Source organism: Bacillus sp. BSL6 (assembly GCF_052928345.1).
In genome coordinates this window covers 292,445-311,207 of record NZ_JAVGCW010000002.1, presented here as the reverse complement: position 1 = coordinate 311,207, position 18,763 = coordinate 292,445, and the positions used below count along the sequence as shown (strand labels likewise).

Here is an 18,763-nt window from a genome sequence, read left to right as displayed (position 1 = left end):
CATATGAAAAACGCCTTTACATTACTATTCGAAACAATTAAAGAACGAAAGAGAAATCCACTTTCTGAATCATATACAAATTACTTGTTTTCAAAAGGAGAAGATAAAATTTTAAAGAAAATTGGTGAGGAATGTACGGAAGTAATTGTTGCATCCAAAAATAATGATAACGAAGAGCTAGTGAAAGAAATGGTGGATGTAATGTATCACTGCTTCGTTTTATTAGCCGAAAAAAATATATCATTAGAAGATATTATGGAGGAAGTGACAGAAAGAAATGGGAAGCTTTCGAGAGTAGGGGACAGAAGAGAAATAGATACATTATAGGAGGAATATGTATGAAGGTGGATTATCACATTCATTTAGAAGAAGGGCCATATTCAATAGGATGGCTAGCTAAAATAAATGAATCATTACAACATTATGAACCGCTAAAAGAAGAAAAACATTCTATGGAATGGCTTGTGAAAACACAAGAACGCCTGCAAAGACGTGTGAATGAAGGGCCATTTACAACGAAATGGATTGATTTATATTTAGAAGAAGCTTTGCGAAAAGGGATAAAAGAAGTTGGTATTGTCGATCATTTATATCGTTTTTATGAAGCGAAAGAATACTATGAAGCATATGTTGATATTAGTGATTCGGAGCTTGGACGTTTACAAAAGGAATGGTTAGACCAAGTAAGGGTAGCTTCACTACATGATTTTACAAAGGCAATTGAAGGGGCGAAAGAACGGTGGAGTAAAAGAGGTGTTACGCTTAAACTTGGAATTGAAGCAGATTATTTTATTGGTGGTGAACAACAATTACAATCTTTGCTCGCATTAGGAGATTTTGATTATGTAATTGGTTCTGTTCATTTTTTAAATGGCTGGGGATTTGATAATCCAGATACGAAAGAATATTTTAAGGAACATGACTTATATGCTTTATATGATACGTTTTTCAAAACGGTTGAGTGCGCAGTTCGTTCTGAGTTATTTGATATTATTGCTCATCTTGACAACATAAAAGTATTTAATTATCGATTAGATGAGAATGAACAACTTTCTTATTATAAGAAAATTGCGCGTGCATTAGTAGAAACAAATACAGCAACGGAAATAAATGCGGGATTGTACTATCGCTATCCTGTGCGCGAAATGTGTCCGAGTCCGCTATATTTACAAGTATTAGCTAAACACGAAGTTCCGATTACACTCTCTTCAGATGCTCATTATCCGAATGATTTAGGAAAATATGTGGAAGAGAATATAAAGACGTTACGTAATCATGATATTGCTCACTTAGCTACATTTACGAAACGAGTCCGAACGATGAGATTACTAGAAGAAGTAACAATTTCAAAATGATCACGATTTTTTGATGAAAACCTTCCTTTTTGTTCAAAATAAGAAAGAATAAAAAGGAGGGTAAGAAATGTCGAAACAGCAAAATAAACAAAATGTACAAGGTGCACAGCAACAAGCGTATACTTCTGAAACGAATGCTACATCTCAATCCGTTATTGAGGAACAAATTAGTGATACAGTTGCAGAAGGAACGATCGATGTGAAGCTTGGAAAACAATCGCAAGAAAAAGCATAAGAAGAGGGGGAGACTTGCATCTCCTCTTTTTTCATGGAAAAGTGTCGATTTTCAAAACTATAATCAAATTCCTTGGTTTTTATATGTGGATTTCTTACAATGAAAGATAAGAGATATCCTATTTTGTATAGAAGAGGTGTTAGTATAGTGGCCAAAATATTAGTAGCAGGAAAAATTCCCGAAATCGGATTAGAACTATTAAAAGATCATGATGTAGAAATGTATGATAAAGAGGAGTTAATTTCTTTAGATGAATTAACAGAGCGTGTAAAAGACAAAGATGCATTGTTAAGCCTACTTTCTACAAAGGTGACAAAAGAAGTGATTGATGCGGCATCTAATTTGAAGATTGTTGCAAACTACGGTGCTGGTTACGATAATATTGATTACTTGTATGCTGGAGAAAAAGGGATTGCGGTAACGAATACACCGAAAGTATCAACGGAAGCGACAGCAGAATTAACATTCGCACTTCTTTTGGCAGCTGCACGTAGAATTCCTGAAGGTGATACGTTATGTCGTACAACTGGATTTAACGGATGGGCACCGTTATTTTTCTTAGGCCGCGAAGTACATGGTAAGACAATTGGAATTATCGGCCTTGGAGAAATCGGAAAGGCAGTTGCAAAGCGTGCGAAAGCGTTTGGAATGAATGTTTTATATACAGGACCAAATCGAAAGCCTGAAGCTGAAAGTGAACTGGAAGCAACATATGTAACATTGGAAGAATTATTACAAACAGCAGACTTTATTACAATTAACTGTGCGTATAATCCGAAATTGCACCATATGATTGATGAAGAACAGTTTAAAATGATGAAGAAAACAGCGTATATTATAAATGCTTCACGTGGACCAATTATGCATGAAGCGGCACTTGCTCATGCTTTAAAAACAAATGAAATTGAAGGGGCAGCTCTTGACGTGTTTGAATTTGAGCCGAAAATTACTGAAGAGCTAAAAGGATTAAAGAATGTGGTACTTGCTCCTCACGTAGGAAATGCAACATTCGAAACGCGTGATGCGATGGCTGAAATGGCGGTAAGAAATATTTTAGCTGTATTAAATGGCGAAGAAGCTATAACGCCTGTCAATCAAAAAGTATTCGTTACAAAATAAAAAGAAACCTTCCGGAATCGGAAGGTTTCTTTTTATTTTTCTTTATTTGCTCTTTTTGATGGTCTTTGTCTAAGGAATTGAGATAGCATGTACAAAATATATAGTGGAATAGCAATGAATAAGAAAACAGAAAAATTACCGAACCCTGTTTGGTACATTGTGATAATGATGCCCACTAAAAATAGTGTAATAATGATGCTATATCGTGGAATTGGTACATCTTTTAAACTTGGGATACGAATGCGGCTCACCATTAAAAATGCGAACGTTACAAATACTGTAATAAGAACGATTTTTGGAATGGTATGTGAAAATAATGTTAAGAAAGCAACAAGCCCTCCCGCTGCTGTAATCGGTACCCCAGTGAAATATTTCATTGAAGTAGAAGATGGTGTTACATTAAATCGTGCTAAACGATATGCTCCGAAAAGAGGGAATAGCCCCGCTATGTATAGTCCGATGATTCCATAATTAGAGAAAGATGTGTAATACATGAGAACAGCAGGTGCTGCACCAAATGTTACGACATCCGCAAGCGAGTCAAGCTCTTTTCCCATTTGTGAATCAACACGTAATAAACGAGCAACACGCCCATCAAGACTATCTAACATCATCCCGATAAGTACTAAAATAGCAGCTGATTTATAATATCCTAAAGATGCATAGCCGATTGACAAGAATCCACTATATAAATTTCCGAGCGTAAATAAGTTTGGAATAGCTGCTCTATACAAAATCTGATCCCTTGCTTTCTGTAATAAATTCTTAATTAGTGTATGAAAGTTTACTTATTTTATCATACCATAAATTTCTTCTTCACACGAAAGAAATTCCCAATTTGTGAAAGATTTCATATCAGAATGATTTGAAAAATAAGTGAAAAAAGAAGGGGCTGTCTCATAAGCCTCTTTCGAAGTAAGATCACATGAAATTGAAAAGGCAGAAACGTTATAAAATTAACATTTCTGCCCTTCACTTTTTATTCGATTTTGGCTAAAAAGCACTTTTTGGGACAGCCTCTTCTTGTATTATTCAAAGTTCGTTATCATAGTTCCAGTTTTATACTGATTGTTAGGATCGAAACGTAACAAATCTCCATAAATGAGTTTGTCGGAAAGTTTCAATTCTGTTTTTGCTTTTTCAATATTCGGTTGACATAATGAGATGTCTGCTTCTTCACCTGTGTTTCGTTTATAGCACATGTTTTTTGTATACACATAATCTTCCGAAACGAAGCTACCATCACGCATTACCATAAGTGGATCTTCTTCTTTAATAAATAAGTCAGTTCCAAATTCAACTGATTTATTTGTTTTAATACCAAGTAAATGAAGTAGCGTTGGTTTAATATCAATTTGACCAGACACTTTAGAAATGACTTTTCCTTCTTGACCAGGTACATGAATAATGAGAGGGACGCGTTGTAATTGCATAGAATCAAATGGTGTAATAGCGTCTTTCCCAAGGAACTGAGCCATAGCTGCGTTATGGTTTTCAGAAATACCGTAATGATCTCCGTAAATGACAATAACAGAGTTGTCATACAGTCCTTCTGTTTTTAATTGTTTAATAAATTGTTTAAGAGCTTCATCCGTATAACGAACGGTTGGGAAGTAACGGTTTACAACGCCACTTTCCGAATTAAACTCATCAACATATTGATCTTCTGGATTTAGAAGAAATGGAAAATGATTTGTTAAAGTAATGAATTTTGTATAGAACGGCTGTGGTAAGGATTTTAACTTTGGAATAGATTGTTCAAAGAACTCCTTATCTTTTAATCCCCAACCGACTGACATTTGTTCTGTGCCTACGTAATCATTTAAATTAAAGTAACGATCATATCCAAGTGCAGGATACATTACATCCCGATTCCAAAACGCTTTATCATTTGAATGGAAGACAGCAGAAGAATATCCGTATTTCTTTAATTGTTCTGGTGTAGCTGTATATTCATTTGTTGCGTGAGTAAAGAATACAGAACCGCGGTCTAACGGATAAAGTGAATTTTCAACGATAAATTCAGCATCAGAAGTTTTACCTTGTCCTGTTTGATGATAAAAGTTATCGAAATAAAAACTATCTTTAATAAATTCGTTTAAAAATGGAGTAATTTCTTTTCCATTTATTTTTTTATTAATAACAAAACTTTGTGTAGATTCCATTGAAATCAAAATGACATTTTTACCTTTTGCAGATCCAAATAAGTTCTTATCAACTTGCTTATCTTTTGAGTCTGTATAGTTTTTAATTTCAGAGAACCCGTCCCCACTTGCAAATACACGTTCAGCTGAAGATTTTGATTGCAGTGTAATATCAAATAGATGATATGTGTATAAACCTAAATTTTTCACGACAGTTTGACGATCGAATGAGCGTGAGAACATTTGTGGTTTATAAATAACAGAAACAACAATTTGTAGTGCTAATAGAGCTGTTACACCGCTAAAGAAAGTTCTCTTCTCAGAGCGAGAAAGCGGCGTTTTGTCGCAAAATGATGGGAATTTACGCGAAAGAAACATTAAGATGATCGCATCTGCGAATAACAGTAATGTTTTATACGTAAAGAGTTCTTTTATACTCGTCCCTAAATCAGCCATATTATTTGTTTGAAATAATACTGGGAACGTAACGAAATCGTTATAAAACCCATAAAACATTGCATTTCCAAATAAAATGAATGACAGTATAAAACTAATTCCAACTATAATGCGATTTCGGTGTTTAGATGCAAATAATGCAAAACCGAAAAATAAAAGTAACGCAGCTAGTGGATTCATAAAAAGCATAAATTCTTCAAAGAAATTATCAATTTTAATATCAAACGCTAGCTTGTACACAATATATGTTTTTATCCATAATAAAACGACTGCAACGAGTGCGAATCGCAGTTTTGGAAACAGACGTTGTAGCATAATATACTCCTCTCCTAAAAAGCATGACGGTTCTTGTGGGCCTATTTGATTAGCGCCTCATTTTATATATACGAACAGTCCTTTATTATTATGTTTATTATACTATGAGTATCATTATACGAAAATAAAAGAGAGTTGTGGACTTTTTTATAACAATTGAGTAGAAAAAGGGCAGTAGGAGACAATAAAATGGAGTTTCTATGTATGATTATTATCGTGCGCGGAAAGAATCGTGTAACAATATGGAGGTTATAATGCGAAAATTATTATATTTTATAGTATGCAGTAGTGTTATACTTTTTGCTTCACCAAGTGTGTCGGTAGCAGAGTATGATGCACCTCTTATGGAAGATGCCCTTTATTCTGTGTTATTTCCGAAAATAAATAAAGCAATCGAAAAACAATATGGGAGCTTGAAGCCTTATCAATGCCCGAAAATTATTAGTTTAAAAAAAGTGTATAGCGGTACATATTTATTTCAAGCGAGTATTGAAGTGACTAAGTATGAACGTGTTGCAGGGAAAATTGCGCCACCATTTGAGAAGGTAACGATTACATTTAATAACGAAGAAGGTGAATGGGAAGTGACAAAGGTTTCAGTAAAGCGCTTACCAAACGATACGAAACTAAACTGTCAAAAAGCAATATAAAAAATTGTTTGACAAATAAAATGGTCCTTTGGTATTGTTAATAGCAACAATTAGATGTTTGAAAATTAAATAGACTTACCTCATCTACTCTCAAAGGTAGAGGCCGCGATAGGAAAGAGTAAGCTATGGGAGATTTAATGGAATCTGTGATCATAGGTTGAAAGGGACTATTGCCGAAATATAAGAATAACCATCTTATTCATATATTGGGACTGCATTGAATAAATGTAGTACTGTCATAAGATTTATTTTATGGAGAGCTATTTGGAGATGTTGATGCGGTTTCTTATTTTGAGGAGATAACAACTCGTTTATTTTTTCAATATATATTTTTCCTAATAAGAAACGCGTGTGAACATTGTTCCGCGCGTTTTTTGTCTATCTAAAAGCGTGCTGCAATGAATAGAAGATTGGGGTTATGAGTTTTAGAGGAAATAAGGGAGGAATTCAAATGTATTTACACGGCACAAGCCGAATTAATGGGCAAGGACACTTAGAAATTGGAGGGTGCGACACGACGCAGCTAGCAAAACAATATGGAACACCACTTTATGTATACGATGAAGAGTCAATTCGAGGAAAGTGCCGCGCGTTTCATCGTGCTTTTAAAGAAAGTGGGTTCTCTTATCAAGTAGCATATGCAAGCAAGGCGTTCTTGTGCATGGAGATGTGCCGAGTAGCTCGTGAAGAGAATATGTCATTAGATGTTGTTTCTGGAGGAGAATTATATACTGCACTACAAGCAGGATTTCCTGCATCGCGCATTCATTTTCATGGCAATAACAAAACAGATGAAGAAATTGTGATGGCTCTTCAGGCGAATATTGGTTGTTTTGTCGTAGATAACTTCTTAGAATTAGAAATTTTGCATGATTTAGCAGTGCAACATGGGAAATTTGTGAACATATTAATTCGTGTAACGCCCGGAGTAGAGGCGCATACACATGAATATATTACAACAGGTCAAGATGATTCAAAATTTGGATTTGGCGTGTCAAATGGTCAAGCGATGCAGGCAATTGAGCTTGCTTTACAAAAATCAAATTATAACGTGTTAGGAATTCATTCACATATCGGATCACAAATATTTGAAACGGCTGGCTTTGTGCGAGCGATTGAAGTTCTTCGTCAATTTTTAGAAGCAGTGAGAGAGCGAACAAATTATGTAGTAAAAGTGCTAAATGTAGGGGGAGGATTCGGAATACGCTACACAGAGTCCGATACACCATTAACTCTTGAGACGTATGTGCGAGCTGTAACAAGTGCGGTGAGAGAACAATTTACGTTATGTAATTATCCATTGCCAGAAATATGGGTTGAACCAGGCCGTAGTATTGTAGGTGATGCCGGAACGACACTTTATACAGTCGGATCTGTGAAAGACATTCCTGGTATTCGGAAATATGTATCAGTGGATGGTGGGATGACTGATAACTTAAGACCTGCTTTATATAACGCTCGTTATGAAGCGATGTTAGCGAATCGAGGGAATGATGAGAACGAGGAAGTTGTTTCGATTGCAGGGAAATGCTGTGAGAGTGGAGATATGTTAATTTGGGATATTACTTTACCGAAAGTTGCCTCTGCCGATTTACTAGCGATTTCTTGTACAGGGGCATATGGGTACTCGATGGCGAATAATTATAATCGGATTCGTAGACCAGCTGTCGTCTTCGTGAAAGGCGGTACATCACAAATTGTTGTAGAGCGCGAAACATATGAAAATATTATTGGGAACGATCGCATACGTATTAAAGAACTTGTTTAAATGAGGAAAAAGGAGTTGTTCGGATGGGCAATTCCTTTTTTGTAAAATAAAATAATTAAAATATATCGGAAAACTAGGATTGAAAAAAATCAGAATTGTGATAAAATACAAATACAAAGCTTATCAAGAGAAGCGGAGGGAACTGGCCCGGCGAAGCTCGGCAACCTGCTTATAGAAAGCAAGGTGCTAAATCCAGCAAAATGGAATCCATTTTGAAAGATAAGGTAAAATATATTACCGAACAGTCTTTTCGAAATGGGAAAGATTTTTTTTATGAATAAAAAGGGGGGCTGTTCGCGTGAGCGTACGGGAACATTTTGAGGAAGTATCTGAGAAAATTGAAGCGATGCTTGCTGATATGAAATATGGTTCAATTACAATTGTTGTGCAAGATGGAAAAGTCATTCAATTAGAGAAAAGTGAAAAAGTACGTTTAAAGTAAAAAGCGCTGACTAGAAAAACTAGAGGCGGTTTTAACCTATTTTATTAGGTTAAAACCGTCTTTTTGCTTTTACAGGGGGAAAAAACATGTTGACGTATGAAACGTGGGAAGAAAATGATATTTCATTTTCAGAAGAAGATGAAACGAAAGGCGCGCTATCAGTATTAAGTTGGGCGTATAAAGAATATGAAAATGAAATTGTATACGCATGTAGCTTCGGAGTGGAAGGGATGGTACTACTGCATCTTATTAACCAAGTAAATCCATCTGCTAAAGTTGTATTTTTGGATACAAATGTTCATTTTCAAGAAACGTATGAATTAATTCAAAAAGTACGAGAACGATTTCCTTCATTAAATATTATAGAAAAACAGCCAAAACTTACACTTGATGAACAAGCCAAATTGCATGGTAACAAGCTATGGGAAAGCAATCCTAATCTTTGTTGTAAGATTAGGAAAATTTTACCGCTAGAAGAATCATTAGCGAATGAAAAAGCGTGGATATCGGGGTTGAGGAGGGAACAATCAGAAACGCGTAAGCATACAAAGTTTATAAATCAAGATCATCGCTTTCAATCTATTAAAGTTTGTCCGCTCATTCATTGGACGTGGAAAGAGGTATGGCGATATGTATACAAGCATAGCTTGCCGTATAACCCATTACATGATATTGGATATCCAAGTATTGGGTGTGAGAAGTGTACGTTGCCTGTAGGAGAGGGTGGCGATTCAAGAGATGGTAGATGGGCTGGGAAAGTGAAAACTGAATGTGGTCTTCATTATCAATAAGATGAATCTTGAAATAAAACTAAGAGGGGATATAGAACATGAGTACAGTAAACGAATTAGTAAACCGTGTAGACGAGACATATGACGTATTACAAATTGAAAAAGAAATTGGGCTAGATAATATTGCGTTAAGTGATTTAGAACTATTAGCGACAGGGGGATATAGCCCGCTTACTGGTTTTTTAGGAAAGAAAGATTATGATTCGGTTGTAGAAACGCTTCGTTTAGCTAATGGGAGTGTTTGGAGTATACCAATTACATTACCAGTAACAGAAGAAGTAGCAGAGACGCTAAAAGTTGGAGAGGAAGTAAAACTTGTTAACGGTGGAAATGTATATGGTGTCATTCAAATAGAAGATATTTTTGTGCCTGATAAGGAAAAAGAAGCGTTACTAGTATATAAAACGACGGATGAGGCTCATCCGGGAGTGAAAAAATTATATGAACGACCGAACGTTTATGTCGGTGGGGCTATTGTTCTTACGAAACGCTTTGAAAATAATCCGTTTCCTTCTTATCATTTAGACCCAATTGAAACGAGAGAAGAATTTAAAAAACGTGGTTGGAAAACAGTAGTAGGATTTCAAACGAGGAACCCGGTGCATCGTGCCCATGAATACATTCAAAAATCTGCTCTTGAAATTGTAGATGGACTCTTTTTAAATCCGCTCGTTGGGGAAACAAAATCGGACGATATTCCAGCTGATGTACGGATGGAAAGCTATGAAGTATTACTTCAAAACTATTATCCGAAAGATCGTGTCTTTTTAAGTGTATTTCCTGCGGCAATGCGTTACGCAGGACCGAGGGAAGCAATATTCCATGCATTAGTTAGAAAAAATTTTGGATGTACCCACTTTATCGTAGGGCGCGATCATGCTGGGGTAGGAGATTATTACGGAACTTATGAAGCACAAGAAATTTTTACAAACTTTACAGTGGAAGAGTTAGGGATTACACCGTTATTTTTTGAACATAGTTTTTACTGTACGAAATGTGAAGCGATGGCTTCGACAAAAACATGCCCGCACGGAAAAGAAGATCATGTTATTTTATCGGGTACGAAAGTAAGAGAACTATTAAGAAACGGTGAGATTCCGCCAAGTACATTTAGTCGTAAAGAGGTAGTAGAGGTACTAATTAAAGGTTTGAAAAAAGAAGTAGTAACAGAATAGGGAGAGAATGAGATGGATACGAATATTACTTGGCATACAGCTTCTGTTTCAAAAGATGAGAGAAGAGTGAAGAATGGGCATCATAGTTTTGTAATTTGGTTTACTGGTTTATCAGCTTCGGGTAAATCTACAGTAGCGAACGCGGTTGCTCGTAAACTATTTGAAAAGAATATTGGAAACTATGTACTTGATGGAGATAATATACGCCACGGTTTAAATAAAGACTTAGGCTTTTCTGAAAGTGATCGTATGGAAAATATAAGACGGATTGGCGAAGTGGCGAAGCTATTTGTAGATCAAGGTACTGTTGTTCTTACAGCGTTTATTTCACCGTTTCGAGTAGATCGAAAACAAGTTAGAGATCTATTGGCTACAGATGAATTTATAGAAGTGTTTGTAAAATGTCCAATTGAAGAGTGTGAGAAACGTGATCCGAAAGGGCTTTATAAAAAAGCAAGAAAAGGTGATATTAAAGACTTTACAGGTATCGATTCACCGTATGAGGAACCAGAAAAAGCGGAATTAATTGTAGAAACGAATAAGTATTCTATTGAAGAATGTGCAGAACAAATCGTGAAATACTTACAAGAGCGTAGTTTTATATAGGGGGATAAAAAATGAGTTATGAAAAAGTATGGGCTAACAATGAAAAATTAAATCAAACTGAGAAAAATAAATTAAAAAAAGATGGATTGGAAATCTTTAATGATATTCCTTACTATGCAGAGAATGGCTTCGAATCTATTCCGAAAGAAGAGTGGGACGCATTCAAATGGGCAGGGTTGTATTTACAAAGACCGAAAGAAGCGGGTTATTTTATGATGCGCGTAAATATTCCTTCTGGCATTATTACGAATGCACAGGCAGAAGTGCTTGCTTCTATCGCTGAGGATTATGGACGTGACGTAATCGATATTACGACAAGACAGGCGATTCAGTTTCATTGGTTAGAAATTCATCAAATTCCAGATATTTTTAAAAGATTAGCAAGAGTTGGGTTATCTTCAGCTGGGGCGTGTGGTGATATAACGCGTAATATTACGGGAAATCCACTTGCTGGCATTGATGCAAATGAATTATTTGATACAACGCATATTGTGAAAGAGGTATATGACTACTTCCAACATAATGAAGAGTTTTCTAACTTACCACGTAAATTTAAAATGTCTATTAGTTCTAACATTTATAACGCAGCAAACGCAGAGATTAACTGTGTTGCATTTACACCTGCTACGAAAGAAATAGATGGTGAGAAAAAAGTTGGTTTTCATATAAAAGTAGGCGGTGGGTTATCGGCTCGTCCATATTTAGCTGATGAATTAGATGTATTCGTTTTGCCAGAAGAAGTGAAGGCGGTAGCGATTGCAATTGCTACGATATTCCGTGATTTTGGATATCGTGAAAAACGTCATTTAGCTCGTTTGAAATTTCTTGTTGCAGACTGGGGAGCAGAGAAGTTTAAAGAGAAACTAATAGAATATACAGGACCATTACAAAGTAAAGGAGAAAGTGCTCTTAAAGGCTGGAATGCGGGATACTTTTATGGTGTCCAAGACCAAAAACAAGAGGGACTAAAATATGTAGGTTTTAATGTGCCGGTAGGACGCCTACATGCAGAAGAAATGTTTGAGATTGCAAGAATTGCTAAACAATATGGAAATGGACAAATTCGTACATGTAATTCACAAAACTTCATTATTCCGAATGTTCCGCCAGAAAATGTAACTGGCTTACTAAATGAGCCGTTGTTTGAAGCGATATCAGCAAATCCGAAATCGTTTATTGGTCACGCGGTTTCTTGTACTGGTATTGAATATTGCAATCTTGCATTAGTAGAAACGAAAGAAAGATTACGAAAAATTGCCGAATACTTAGATACACAAATTGCACTCGATGTTCCGGTTCGTATTCATATGGTAGGATGCCCGAATTCATGTGGTCAACGTCAAATTGCTGACATTGGATTACAAGGTGTAAAAATGAAAACGAAGGAAAAAGGAATTGTTGAAGCCTTTGAAATATATGTAGGTGGAACGCTGTTAGATGGTGGTGCTTATAATCAAAAGTTAAAAGGAAAAATAGATGGCGAGGATCTACCTGATGTACTCGCATCATTTATAAGTTATTTCAAAGAAAATAAATTACCAGCTGAAACGTTTTATGATTTCGTAGGCCGTGTTGGTGTAGAGACATTACAAACAGCGTTAAATAACGTGTTAGAAGAAGTAATAGCGTCTTAGGAGGGGCAATATGGATTTATATCGATTTGAAGCGGTATTAGAGAATAGTATTGTTCCAATTGTTGTTGTTGCTGAAAGTGAAGAAAAGGCATTTAAGATGGCGGAGATTGAGCTTGAAAAACATTTTTTACCGTTACCAGAAGTAAAGGAGATTGCTTTATTTGAAAAAAAGAAGATTCGAAAAAGCGCAGCCTTTGTTATTCATGAGTAAGGAACATTGAAATATGAAGAAATGAAAACTTCCATTCCTATATAAGGATGGAAGTTTCACTTTAATAGTAGAAATGAGGAGAGATGATGGGAAAAGTATATATCGTTGGAGCGGGCCCTGGTGATCCAGATTTAATTACTGTAAAAGGATTGAAATGCATTGAGAAAGCAGATGTTATTTTATACGACCGTCTCGTGAATAAAGAATTGCTTTCTTATGCAAAGCCTGAAGCGGATTTAATTTATTGCGGAAAACTACCAAATTATCACACGATGAAGCAAGAGACAATTAACACGTTTCTTATTAAATATGCGAAAAAAGGAAAAGTTGTAACGAGGCTAAAAGGTGGGGATCCATTTGTATTTGGTAGAGGAGGAGAAGAAGCTGAAGCGTTAGCAAAGCAAGGTGTACCGTTTGAAATCGTTCCTGGTATTTCAGCTGGAATAGCTGCTCCTGCTTATGCTGGTATTCCAGTGACACATCGTGATGCAAGTGCAAGTTTTGCTATTGTGACAGGGCATAGAAAAGAAGATGCTGAAGAGGAAGTGAAGTGGGAAAATTTAGCGAAAGGTGTAGAGACTTTAGCTGTATATATGGGGGTTAGCAATTTACCCTACATATGTGAACAACTGATAAAGCATGGAAAAGATAAAAGTACGCCTGCTGCTATTATTGAGCGGGGAACGACATCTATGCAGCGCACAGTTGTTGGGACGTTAGGAACAATTGTAGATGTTGCGAAAAAAGAACAAATTCAAAATCCAAGCATGATTGTAATTGGAGAAGTCGTCCGTTTTAGAGAAAAAATTCATTGGTTTGAGAAACAGGCAGAAAGTACGTATCAAGTAAGTGGAGTGTTATAAAATGAAAGCCATCTTATATATATGTCATGGAAGTCGCTTGAAAGAAGCGAAAGAAGAAGCGGTTGCATTTATTACGTCATGTATGAACCGTGTAGAGGCAAATATTCAAGAAATTTGTTTTTTAGAGTTAGCGAGTCCAACTATTGATGAAGGGTTCCGTACATGTGTGAAGCGTGGTGCTACAGAGATTATTGTTATTCCAGTTTTTTTATTAGCGGCAGGTCATGTGAAAAAAGATATCCCGTTTGAATTGGAAAAGTTAACTAATCAATTTTTGAATGTTAAAGTGACCTATGGTAATCCGTTTGGTGTATCAGAAACACTTGTTAAATCGGTGTATAGCGGAAGTGGCATTGAACAGGAAGATAAGAATGAAGTGACGTTACTTCTCGTTGCAAGAGGGAGCAGTGATCCTGAAGTACTAAAAGATATAAACTGGATCGCTTCTTTATTTCAAACGGAAGAGAAAATTAAAAAAGTAGAAGTTTGTTATTTAGCAGCTGCCGAGCCGAAATTTGAGGAGAAGTTAAAGGAAGTTGTAGAACGAAAAGAAAAGAATATCGTTGTACTGCCTTACTTGTTATTTACAGGTTTGCTTATGAAGCATATTGAAAAAGAAGTACGCCAATATGAGCTAGATGAGATAAAAATAAGTCCATATTTAGGGAAGAATGAAGCGTTTCAGTATATGTTAATTCAGAAAACGAAGAAATTATTGAAGGGAGATCAATATGTATCCACTTACAGTGCGAGTTGAGAAGAAACGTGTTGTTGTCATTGGTGGAGGGAAAGTCGCGGGATTCAAAATTATTCCTTTACTCAAACAAGGTGCAGATATAGTCGTGGTAAGTCCTGAATTGGATGCAAATTTAGTGAAACTTGTAGAAGAAAAGAAAATTCGTTGGTATCAAAGGGAGTATGAAAAAAGTGATATTAAAGACGCCTTTTTAGTTGTTGCAGCGAGTAGTGATGCTGTATTGAATGAACAAATTGCTGAAGATGTCGCAGAGAATCAATTAGTAAATGTTATTACGAATCCGGAAAGTGGTAATGTTCATTTTCCGGCAGCGATTCATCGTGGATTACTGAATGTGGCTGTTTCTACTGGTGGAGCGAGCCCAAAACTTGCAAAAAAAATTCGAGATGATATCGCAAATAAATATGATGAGACGTATGAATCGTATCTTGATTTTTTATACGAAGTTAGAATAAAGGTGAAAGAATTACAAATAGAGAAAAGAGAGAGAAATATATTGTTGCAAGAGGTATTGAAGTCGATATATGTTCAAAATGAACAAAAAAGAGAATTGTTTTTACAAGAATTAGAGAGAAGAGTTCATATAGGATAATGAGTAAATTGTACTTTACAACTATAAAAATATAATTTATAATCACAAGTAACTTCAATAGATGAAATCGATGAGCAAGAAGAGTATGTATATTTGATACGTTCAGAGAGCTGGGGTAAGGTGTGAGCCCGGTACGATAAAATATACAGAATGGGCTTGCGAGAGGTATGTTGAACATTGTAGTAGGCAACCCGGGTTCCGCCGTTAAAAGGATAGAGTATCGGAGTTTTTCCTGTACTTGAACAAGTGGGATTTGTCAATCCAATTGAGGTGGTACCACGGTATTAACATTACATATATCGTCCTCTACATGCATATTTGCGTGTAGGGGACTTTTTTATTTTCTAAAGGAGGTGTGCGAGTATGAAATGAAAGTGTATAATTAATAAAAGTTTAAATATTCAGAAAAGGAGAATTTATGATGAAAGAAACACAGCAATGGACGTCGAAAATAGGCTTTGTACTCGCAGCAGCCGGAGCCGCAGTAGGTCTTGGTGCAATATGGAAATTTCCATATGTTGCAGGTAATGGCGGGGGAGGCGCATTCTTCCTTGTATTTTTACTATTAACTTTATTTATAGGTATGCCACTCCTTTTAGCTGAATTTGTTATTGGACGTAGTACGCAAAAAGAGGCAGTTACAGCGTATAAAGTATTGGTGCCAAATAGCAAGTTATATCCTTGGATTGGTCGTATGGGAGTTGTTACTTGTTTTAGTGTACTATCTTTTTATAGTGTTGTAGGTGGATGGATTTTACTTTACTTATACTATAGTGTGACAGGAAGTTTCTGGAATGGAGTGACTGATTATGGGCAATTATTCGGTGAGACGATTTCAAATCCAGTAAGCGCGATTGGAGCGCAATTTGTCTTTATGCTTTGTACGATTTTTGTTGTAAGTAAAGGTGTAGAGAAAGGGATAGAAAAAGCAAGTAAGTATATGATGCCGCTATTATTTATTTTGTTTATTGCAATTATTGTTCGTGCGTTAACACTGGATGGTGCTTTTGCTGGGGTAGAGTTCTTCTTAAAACCAGATTTTTCAAAGCTGACAGCAGATACGATTTTATACGCGATGGGACAATCATTCTTCTCGCTAACAGTTGGGGCCTCGGTAATGGTCACGTATAGTTCTTATTTGAAGAAAGAAGAACATTTAGCAAAATCAGCAACATCTATTGTAAGTTTAACTGTTTTTATTACAGTACTTGCAGGATTAGCGATTTTTCCAGCGATTTTCGCATTAGGTGTTAAGCCGACTGAAGGACCGGGGTTACTATTTATCGTCCTTCCAGCGGTATTTGCGAAAATACCATTTGGACAATTTTTCTTCATTATGTTTTTGGTGTTATTCTTCTTTGCAACGCTAACATCTGCGATTTCCATGCTTGAAATTGTAGTAGCATCTGTTGCGAAAGATAATGAGAAAAAGCGTCCGTCAGCATCATTATTAATTGGTATTCTAATTTTTGCGGTTGGAATTCCGTCAGCGTTATCGTTTGGTATTATGAGTGATGTGAAAATATTTGGGAAAACATTCTTTGACTTAGTCGACTTCTCAGTAAGTAACGTATTGCTGCCGTTAGGGGTACTAGCTATTTCGCTATTCGTACCAAATAAAATGAGTAAAGAAATGTTAATGAAAGAATTAGAAGTTACGGAAACGAAAGGGAAAACATTATTTAATATTTGGTTCTTCTTACTTCGTTATGTTATTCCAGTAACTGTAATTATTGTGTTTTTAAATGTGATAGGTGTATTTAAAATGTTTGCATAATAAAAAGACGGAGAAATCTCCGTCTTTTTATTATGTTGTAGGTGTATTTAGTAAGCGATTATATGCTTTGTAGGCTGTGATGACTGCGAGGAATGATCCGATTAAAAATAAAACTGAGCCACCAAATGTAAATATCCGGCCAATAAAAGTCTCTCTAGCTTCTTGTATTTCTTGCTGTAATTGTGTATTCATATAATTCACCCCGTAAACTATAGGCATTTAGTTATAGTCTATGTAGAATGCCTATAGTGTGTGAAGTGGAAATAAAAGAACTCGGTATGCACCGAGTTTTTTTATAATCCTATATAAGGAGATGGATCAACTGCGTTTGTCTTGCCGACATTCCATTCTCCAAGATGAAGTTCGAAGTGTAAATGTTGTCCGTATGATTGGCCAGTATTCCCCATAAATCCAAGTTGAGTTCCTTGTTTTACAGTTTGTCCATTTGATACAGAACGGCTACTCATATGAGCATATACTGTTGTATATGTTTTTCCGTTAATACGGTGAGATAAGTACACAACATTTCCGTAACTAGATGATAATTCTGAGCGAATAACAACGCCATCTGCAGCGGCAATAATTGGAACAGTTCCTGAAGCAGCGATATCGATTCCTTTATGGTTATCTATAGAGCGTACGCCAAAACCAGAAGTTTTTGATCCAGCTGCTGGTTTAATAAATCCTCCGATGTTTGTATCGTGTGGTGTTGGGACCGCTTGAGCTGTTTGAGCAGATGTAGCAGCTTGTTTACGAGCTTCTTCCGCCTTGCGAGCTTCCTCAGCTTTACGAGCTTCTTCTGCGCGTTTTTCTTCTTCAATTGCCTTTTGAACAGCTTGACGCTGATTTTCTAAAATGCCTTTAGATTCTTCTAATCCTTCAATCTCTGAATCTACTTTTGCTACTTTCGTATGTAGATCGCTAATAAGAGTTTGTTGCTGTTGTTGGTTGTTTTGTAATTCTTGTTGTTTTTGTTCTAATTTTTGCTCGGATTCTTTCAGTTGTTGCTCTTTTTTCTCAACAGCCTCTTTTTCTTTCGTCACAGCATCTTGGTCATTTGTTTGTTTTTTCACAATATCAGTATCATTATTTAAAATTAAACTGACAGAGTACATATTATCAACAAGATCAGCAATGTTTGCAGAATTTGTTAATACTTCCGTAATGATATTTGTGCGAGGTTTTTCTTGCATAGATTGCAGTCGTTGCTTAATAACTTCCTGACGCGTATCTATGTTTGTTTGTAATTGCTCTATATGTTTCTTTTTTTCAGTAATTACTTGTTGTGTCTTACTAATTTCTTTTTTTGTATCGTTTAATTCAGCTTCGTTTTTATTAATAGAAGTAGTTAAATCGTCGATTTTCTTTTGTAATTCTTGAATTTCTTTTTCTATTTGTTCTTTCTCGGCTGATTTATTTTGTAAGTCATTTTGTTTTCCTTCTAATTCAGATTGAATATTAGATAATTTATCTTGATTCGTTTCAGCGTATGCGGGTGAAAGTAACGGGGAAGCAAAAATCGTTCCTGCTGCTAAAACGCTGAACGCTACAAATTTCTTTTTCATGGTTGTCTGGCTCCTTTCCCTATGAATGTTATATATCATAAGAAGAAGAGTGTCTATCGTTGTAACCATAATGTAAAGAAAATTTTATAAAATTACTAAGTTTTGTCGGAATTTATCATTTTTTTACGGTAATTGTAATGGTGATTCTCTTTCTTAATTTGTGTAACAAAGGTGTGTTCTGGATTACGTTTTGTTAAATAAAGGAATAAATAGGTCTATTTTATGTAGTGAAATTTAATTTGGAAACTCAATAAAATACTAGTAAGGAATCGTTCTCATGTTAGGTTTTCTGACATGGGTTTTATTTT

At 35.8% G+C, this 18,763-nt stretch carries 20 protein-coding genes, 2 riboswitches and 1 other annotated feature; of the genes, 16 read left to right on the top strand and 4 right to left on the bottom strand.

What is annotated here, in order from left to right; all coding sequences use genetic code 11:
• Positions 1–3: 3 nt before the first annotated feature.
• From hisE to RCJ96_RS07755, 4 genes are all read left to right on the top strand, one after another.
• The gene (gene hisE / locus RCJ96_RS07770; RefSeq protein ID WP_074609382.1) at positions 4–327 is read left to right on the top strand and encodes a phosphoribosyl-ATP diphosphatase; all 324 of its coding nucleotides are present in this window, start codon (positions 4–6) and stop codon (positions 325–327) included.
• Between the two features lie 11 nt (positions 328–338).
• Positions 339–1,355, top strand: a complete 1,017-nt coding sequence (locus RCJ96_RS07765; protein ID WP_074609384.1) for a histidinol phosphate phosphatase domain-containing protein — start codon at positions 339–341, stop codon at positions 1,353–1,355.
• 67 nt (positions 1,356–1,422) lie between these two features.
• Positions 1,423–1,590: a YozQ family protein gene (locus RCJ96_RS07760; RefSeq protein ID WP_000043572.1), complete on the top strand. Its 168-nt coding sequence runs from the start codon at positions 1,423–1,425 to the stop codon at positions 1,588–1,590.
• A gap of 147 nt (positions 1,591–1,737) precedes the next feature.
• Positions 1,738–2,709 carry an NAD(P)-dependent oxidoreductase gene (locus tag RCJ96_RS07755; RefSeq protein ID WP_416504409.1) on the top strand — a complete coding sequence of 324 codons (972 nt, stop codon included), beginning with the start codon at positions 1,738–1,740 and terminating at the stop codon, positions 2,707–2,709.
• 32 nt (positions 2,710–2,741) lie between these two features.
• Here the strand turns inward: RCJ96_RS07755 and pssA are convergent, their stop codons facing one another.
• Both pssA and RCJ96_RS07745 read right to left on the bottom strand, forming a co-directional pair.
• A complete protein-coding gene (gene pssA / locus RCJ96_RS07750) occupies positions 2,742–3,443 on the bottom strand; it encodes a CDP-diacylglycerol--serine O-phosphatidyltransferase (RefSeq protein WP_000285422.1) in 702 nt (233 codons plus the stop codon).
• 294 nt (positions 3,444–3,737) lie between these two features.
• Positions 3,738–5,624, bottom strand: a complete 1,887-nt coding sequence (locus RCJ96_RS07745; RefSeq protein ID WP_416504408.1) for an LTA synthase family protein — start codon at positions 5,622–5,624, stop codon at positions 3,738–3,740.
• A 254-nt stretch (positions 5,625–5,878) separates the two neighbouring features.
• On the opposite strand from RCJ96_RS07745, the gene RCJ96_RS07740 reads away from it, so the two are divergent.
• The 12 genes from RCJ96_RS07740 to RCJ96_RS07685 all read left to right on the top strand — a co-directional run bounded on the left by RCJ96_RS07740 (position 5,879) and on the right by RCJ96_RS07685 (position 16,890).
• Complete coding sequence (locus tag RCJ96_RS07740) at positions 5,879–6,274, top strand: DUF3888 domain-containing protein (protein WP_001228829.1); 396 nt, start codon at positions 5,879–5,881, stop codon at positions 6,272–6,274.
• An 89-nt stretch (positions 6,275–6,363) separates the two neighbouring features.
• Positions 6,364–6,545: riboswitch (Lysine riboswitch) on the top strand.
• Positions 6,546–6,725: 180 nt separating this feature from the next.
• Positions 6,726–8,042, top strand: a complete 1,317-nt coding sequence (lysA, locus tag RCJ96_RS07735) for a diaminopimelate decarboxylase (protein WP_000280639.1) — start codon at positions 6,726–6,728, stop codon at positions 8,040–8,042.
• A gap of 117 nt (positions 8,043–8,159) precedes the next feature.
• A riboswitch (SAM riboswitch) is annotated at positions 8,160–8,268 on the top strand.
• A gap of 72 nt (positions 8,269–8,340) precedes the next feature.
• Positions 8,341–8,484, top strand: a complete 144-nt coding sequence (locus tag RCJ96_RS07730; RefSeq protein WP_000116161.1) for a YezD family protein — start codon at positions 8,341–8,343, stop codon at positions 8,482–8,484.
• Between the two features lie 86 nt (positions 8,485–8,570).
• The gene (gene cysH / locus RCJ96_RS07725) at positions 8,571–9,275 is read left to right on the top strand and encodes a phosphoadenylyl-sulfate reductase (RefSeq protein ID WP_000958980.1); all 705 of its coding nucleotides are present in this window, start codon (positions 8,571–8,573) and stop codon (positions 9,273–9,275) included.
• A gap of 38 nt (positions 9,276–9,313) precedes the next feature.
• Positions 9,314–10,450, top strand: a complete 1,137-nt coding sequence (sat, locus tag RCJ96_RS07720) for a sulfate adenylyltransferase (RefSeq protein ID WP_000108788.1) — start codon at positions 9,314–9,316, stop codon at positions 10,448–10,450.
• A 12-nt stretch (positions 10,451–10,462) separates the two neighbouring features.
• Positions 10,463–11,056, top strand: coding sequence for an adenylyl-sulfate kinase (gene cysC / locus RCJ96_RS07715; protein ID WP_074564891.1), 594 nt, complete (start codon positions 10,463–10,465; stop codon positions 11,054–11,056).
• An 11-nt stretch (positions 11,057–11,067) separates the two neighbouring features.
• Positions 11,068–12,690 carry a nitrite/sulfite reductase gene (locus RCJ96_RS07710; protein WP_074609393.1) on the top strand — a complete coding sequence of 541 codons (1,623 nt, stop codon included), beginning with the start codon at positions 11,068–11,070 and terminating at the stop codon, positions 12,688–12,690.
• Between the two features lie 10 nt (positions 12,691–12,700).
• Positions 12,701–12,901 (top strand): DUF3906 family protein, encoded by a 201-nt coding sequence (locus RCJ96_RS07705; protein WP_000366909.1) that lies wholly within the window; start codon positions 12,701–12,703, stop codon positions 12,899–12,901.
• A gap of 86 nt (positions 12,902–12,987) precedes the next feature.
• Complete coding sequence (gene cobA / locus RCJ96_RS07700; RefSeq protein ID WP_416504407.1) at positions 12,988–13,764, top strand: uroporphyrinogen-III C-methyltransferase; 777 nt, start codon at positions 12,988–12,990, stop codon at positions 13,762–13,764.
• 1 nt (position 13,765) lies between these two features.
• Positions 13,766–14,521: a sirohydrochlorin chelatase gene (locus RCJ96_RS07695; protein WP_416504406.1), complete on the top strand. Its 756-nt coding sequence runs from the start codon at positions 13,766–13,768 to the stop codon at positions 14,519–14,521.
• Positions 14,496–15,113: an NAD(P)-binding protein gene (locus tag RCJ96_RS07690; protein WP_000283344.1), complete on the top strand. Its 618-nt coding sequence runs from the start codon at positions 14,496–14,498 to the stop codon at positions 15,111–15,113. The genes RCJ96_RS07695 and RCJ96_RS07690 overlap by 26 nt, the downstream gene beginning before the upstream one ends.
• A 61-nt stretch (positions 15,114–15,174) precedes the next feature.
• Positions 15,175–15,423, top strand: a binding site (T-box leader).
• A 111-nt stretch (positions 15,424–15,534) separates the two neighbouring features.
• A complete protein-coding gene (locus RCJ96_RS07685; RefSeq protein WP_000665448.1) occupies positions 15,535–16,890 on the top strand; it encodes a sodium-dependent transporter in 1,356 nt (451 codons plus the stop codon).
• 30 nt (positions 16,891–16,920) lie between these two features.
• Here RCJ96_RS07685 and RCJ96_RS07680 read toward each other — a convergent pair whose 3' ends face one another.
• Complete coding sequence (locus tag RCJ96_RS07680; protein WP_001095993.1) at positions 16,921–17,082, bottom strand: hypothetical protein; 162 nt, start codon at positions 17,080–17,082, stop codon at positions 16,921–16,923.
• Between the two features lie 101 nt (positions 17,083–17,183).
• Positions 17,184–18,455, bottom strand: coding sequence for a murein hydrolase activator EnvC family protein (locus tag RCJ96_RS07675; RefSeq protein WP_000726432.1), 1,272 nt, complete (start codon positions 18,453–18,455; stop codon positions 17,184–17,186).
• Positions 18,456–18,763: the final 308 nt, after the last annotated feature.

Excerpts from the sequence above, each read along its gene's own strand:
- hisE (WP_074609382.1), top strand. The coding sequence starts at position 4 with ATGAAAAACGCCTTTACATTACTATTCGAAACAATTAAAGAACGAAAG.
- RCJ96_RS07765 (WP_074609384.1), top strand. The coding sequence starts at position 339 with ATGAAGGTGGATTATCACATTCATTTAGAAGAAGGGCCATATTCAATA.
- RCJ96_RS07760 (WP_000043572.1), top strand. The coding sequence starts at position 1,423 with ATGTCGAAACAGCAAAATAAACAAAATGTACAAGGTGCACAGCAACAA.
- RCJ96_RS07745 (WP_416504408.1), bottom strand. The coding sequence starts at position 5,624 with ATGCTACAACGTCTGTTTCCAAAACTGCGATTCGCACTCGTTGCAGTC.
- RCJ96_RS07740 (WP_001228829.1), top strand. The coding sequence starts at position 5,879 with ATGCGAAAATTATTATATTTTATAGTATGCAGTAGTGTTATACTTTTT.
- lysA (WP_000280639.1), top strand. The coding sequence starts at position 6,726 with ATGTATTTACACGGCACAAGCCGAATTAATGGGCAAGGACACTTAGAA.
- cysH (WP_000958980.1), top strand. The coding sequence starts at position 8,571 with ATGTTGACGTATGAAACGTGGGAAGAAAATGATATTTCATTTTCAGAA.
- sat (WP_000108788.1), top strand. The coding sequence starts at position 9,314 with ATGAGTACAGTAAACGAATTAGTAAACCGTGTAGACGAGACATATGAC.
- cysC (WP_074564891.1), top strand. The coding sequence starts at position 10,463 with ATGGATACGAATATTACTTGGCATACAGCTTCTGTTTCAAAAGATGAG.
- RCJ96_RS07710 (WP_074609393.1), top strand. The coding sequence starts at position 11,068 with ATGAGTTATGAAAAAGTATGGGCTAACAATGAAAAATTAAATCAAACT.
- RCJ96_RS07705 (WP_000366909.1), top strand. The coding sequence starts at position 12,701 with ATGGATTTATATCGATTTGAAGCGGTATTAGAGAATAGTATTGTTCCA.
- cobA (WP_416504407.1), top strand. The coding sequence starts at position 12,988 with ATGGGAAAAGTATATATCGTTGGAGCGGGCCCTGGTGATCCAGATTTA.
- RCJ96_RS07695 (WP_416504406.1), top strand. The coding sequence starts at position 13,766 with ATGAAAGCCATCTTATATATATGTCATGGAAGTCGCTTGAAAGAAGCG.
- RCJ96_RS07690 (WP_000283344.1), top strand. The coding sequence starts at position 14,496 with ATGTATCCACTTACAGTGCGAGTTGAGAAGAAACGTGTTGTTGTCATT.
- RCJ96_RS07685 (WP_000665448.1), top strand. The coding sequence starts at position 15,535 with ATGAAAGAAACACAGCAATGGACGTCGAAAATAGGCTTTGTACTCGCA.
- RCJ96_RS07680 (WP_001095993.1), bottom strand. The coding sequence starts at position 17,082 with ATGAATACACAATTACAGCAAGAAATACAAGAAGCTAGAGAGACTTTT.
- RCJ96_RS07675 (WP_000726432.1), bottom strand. The coding sequence starts at position 18,455 with ATGAAAAAGAAATTTGTAGCGTTCAGCGTTTTAGCAGCAGGAACGATT.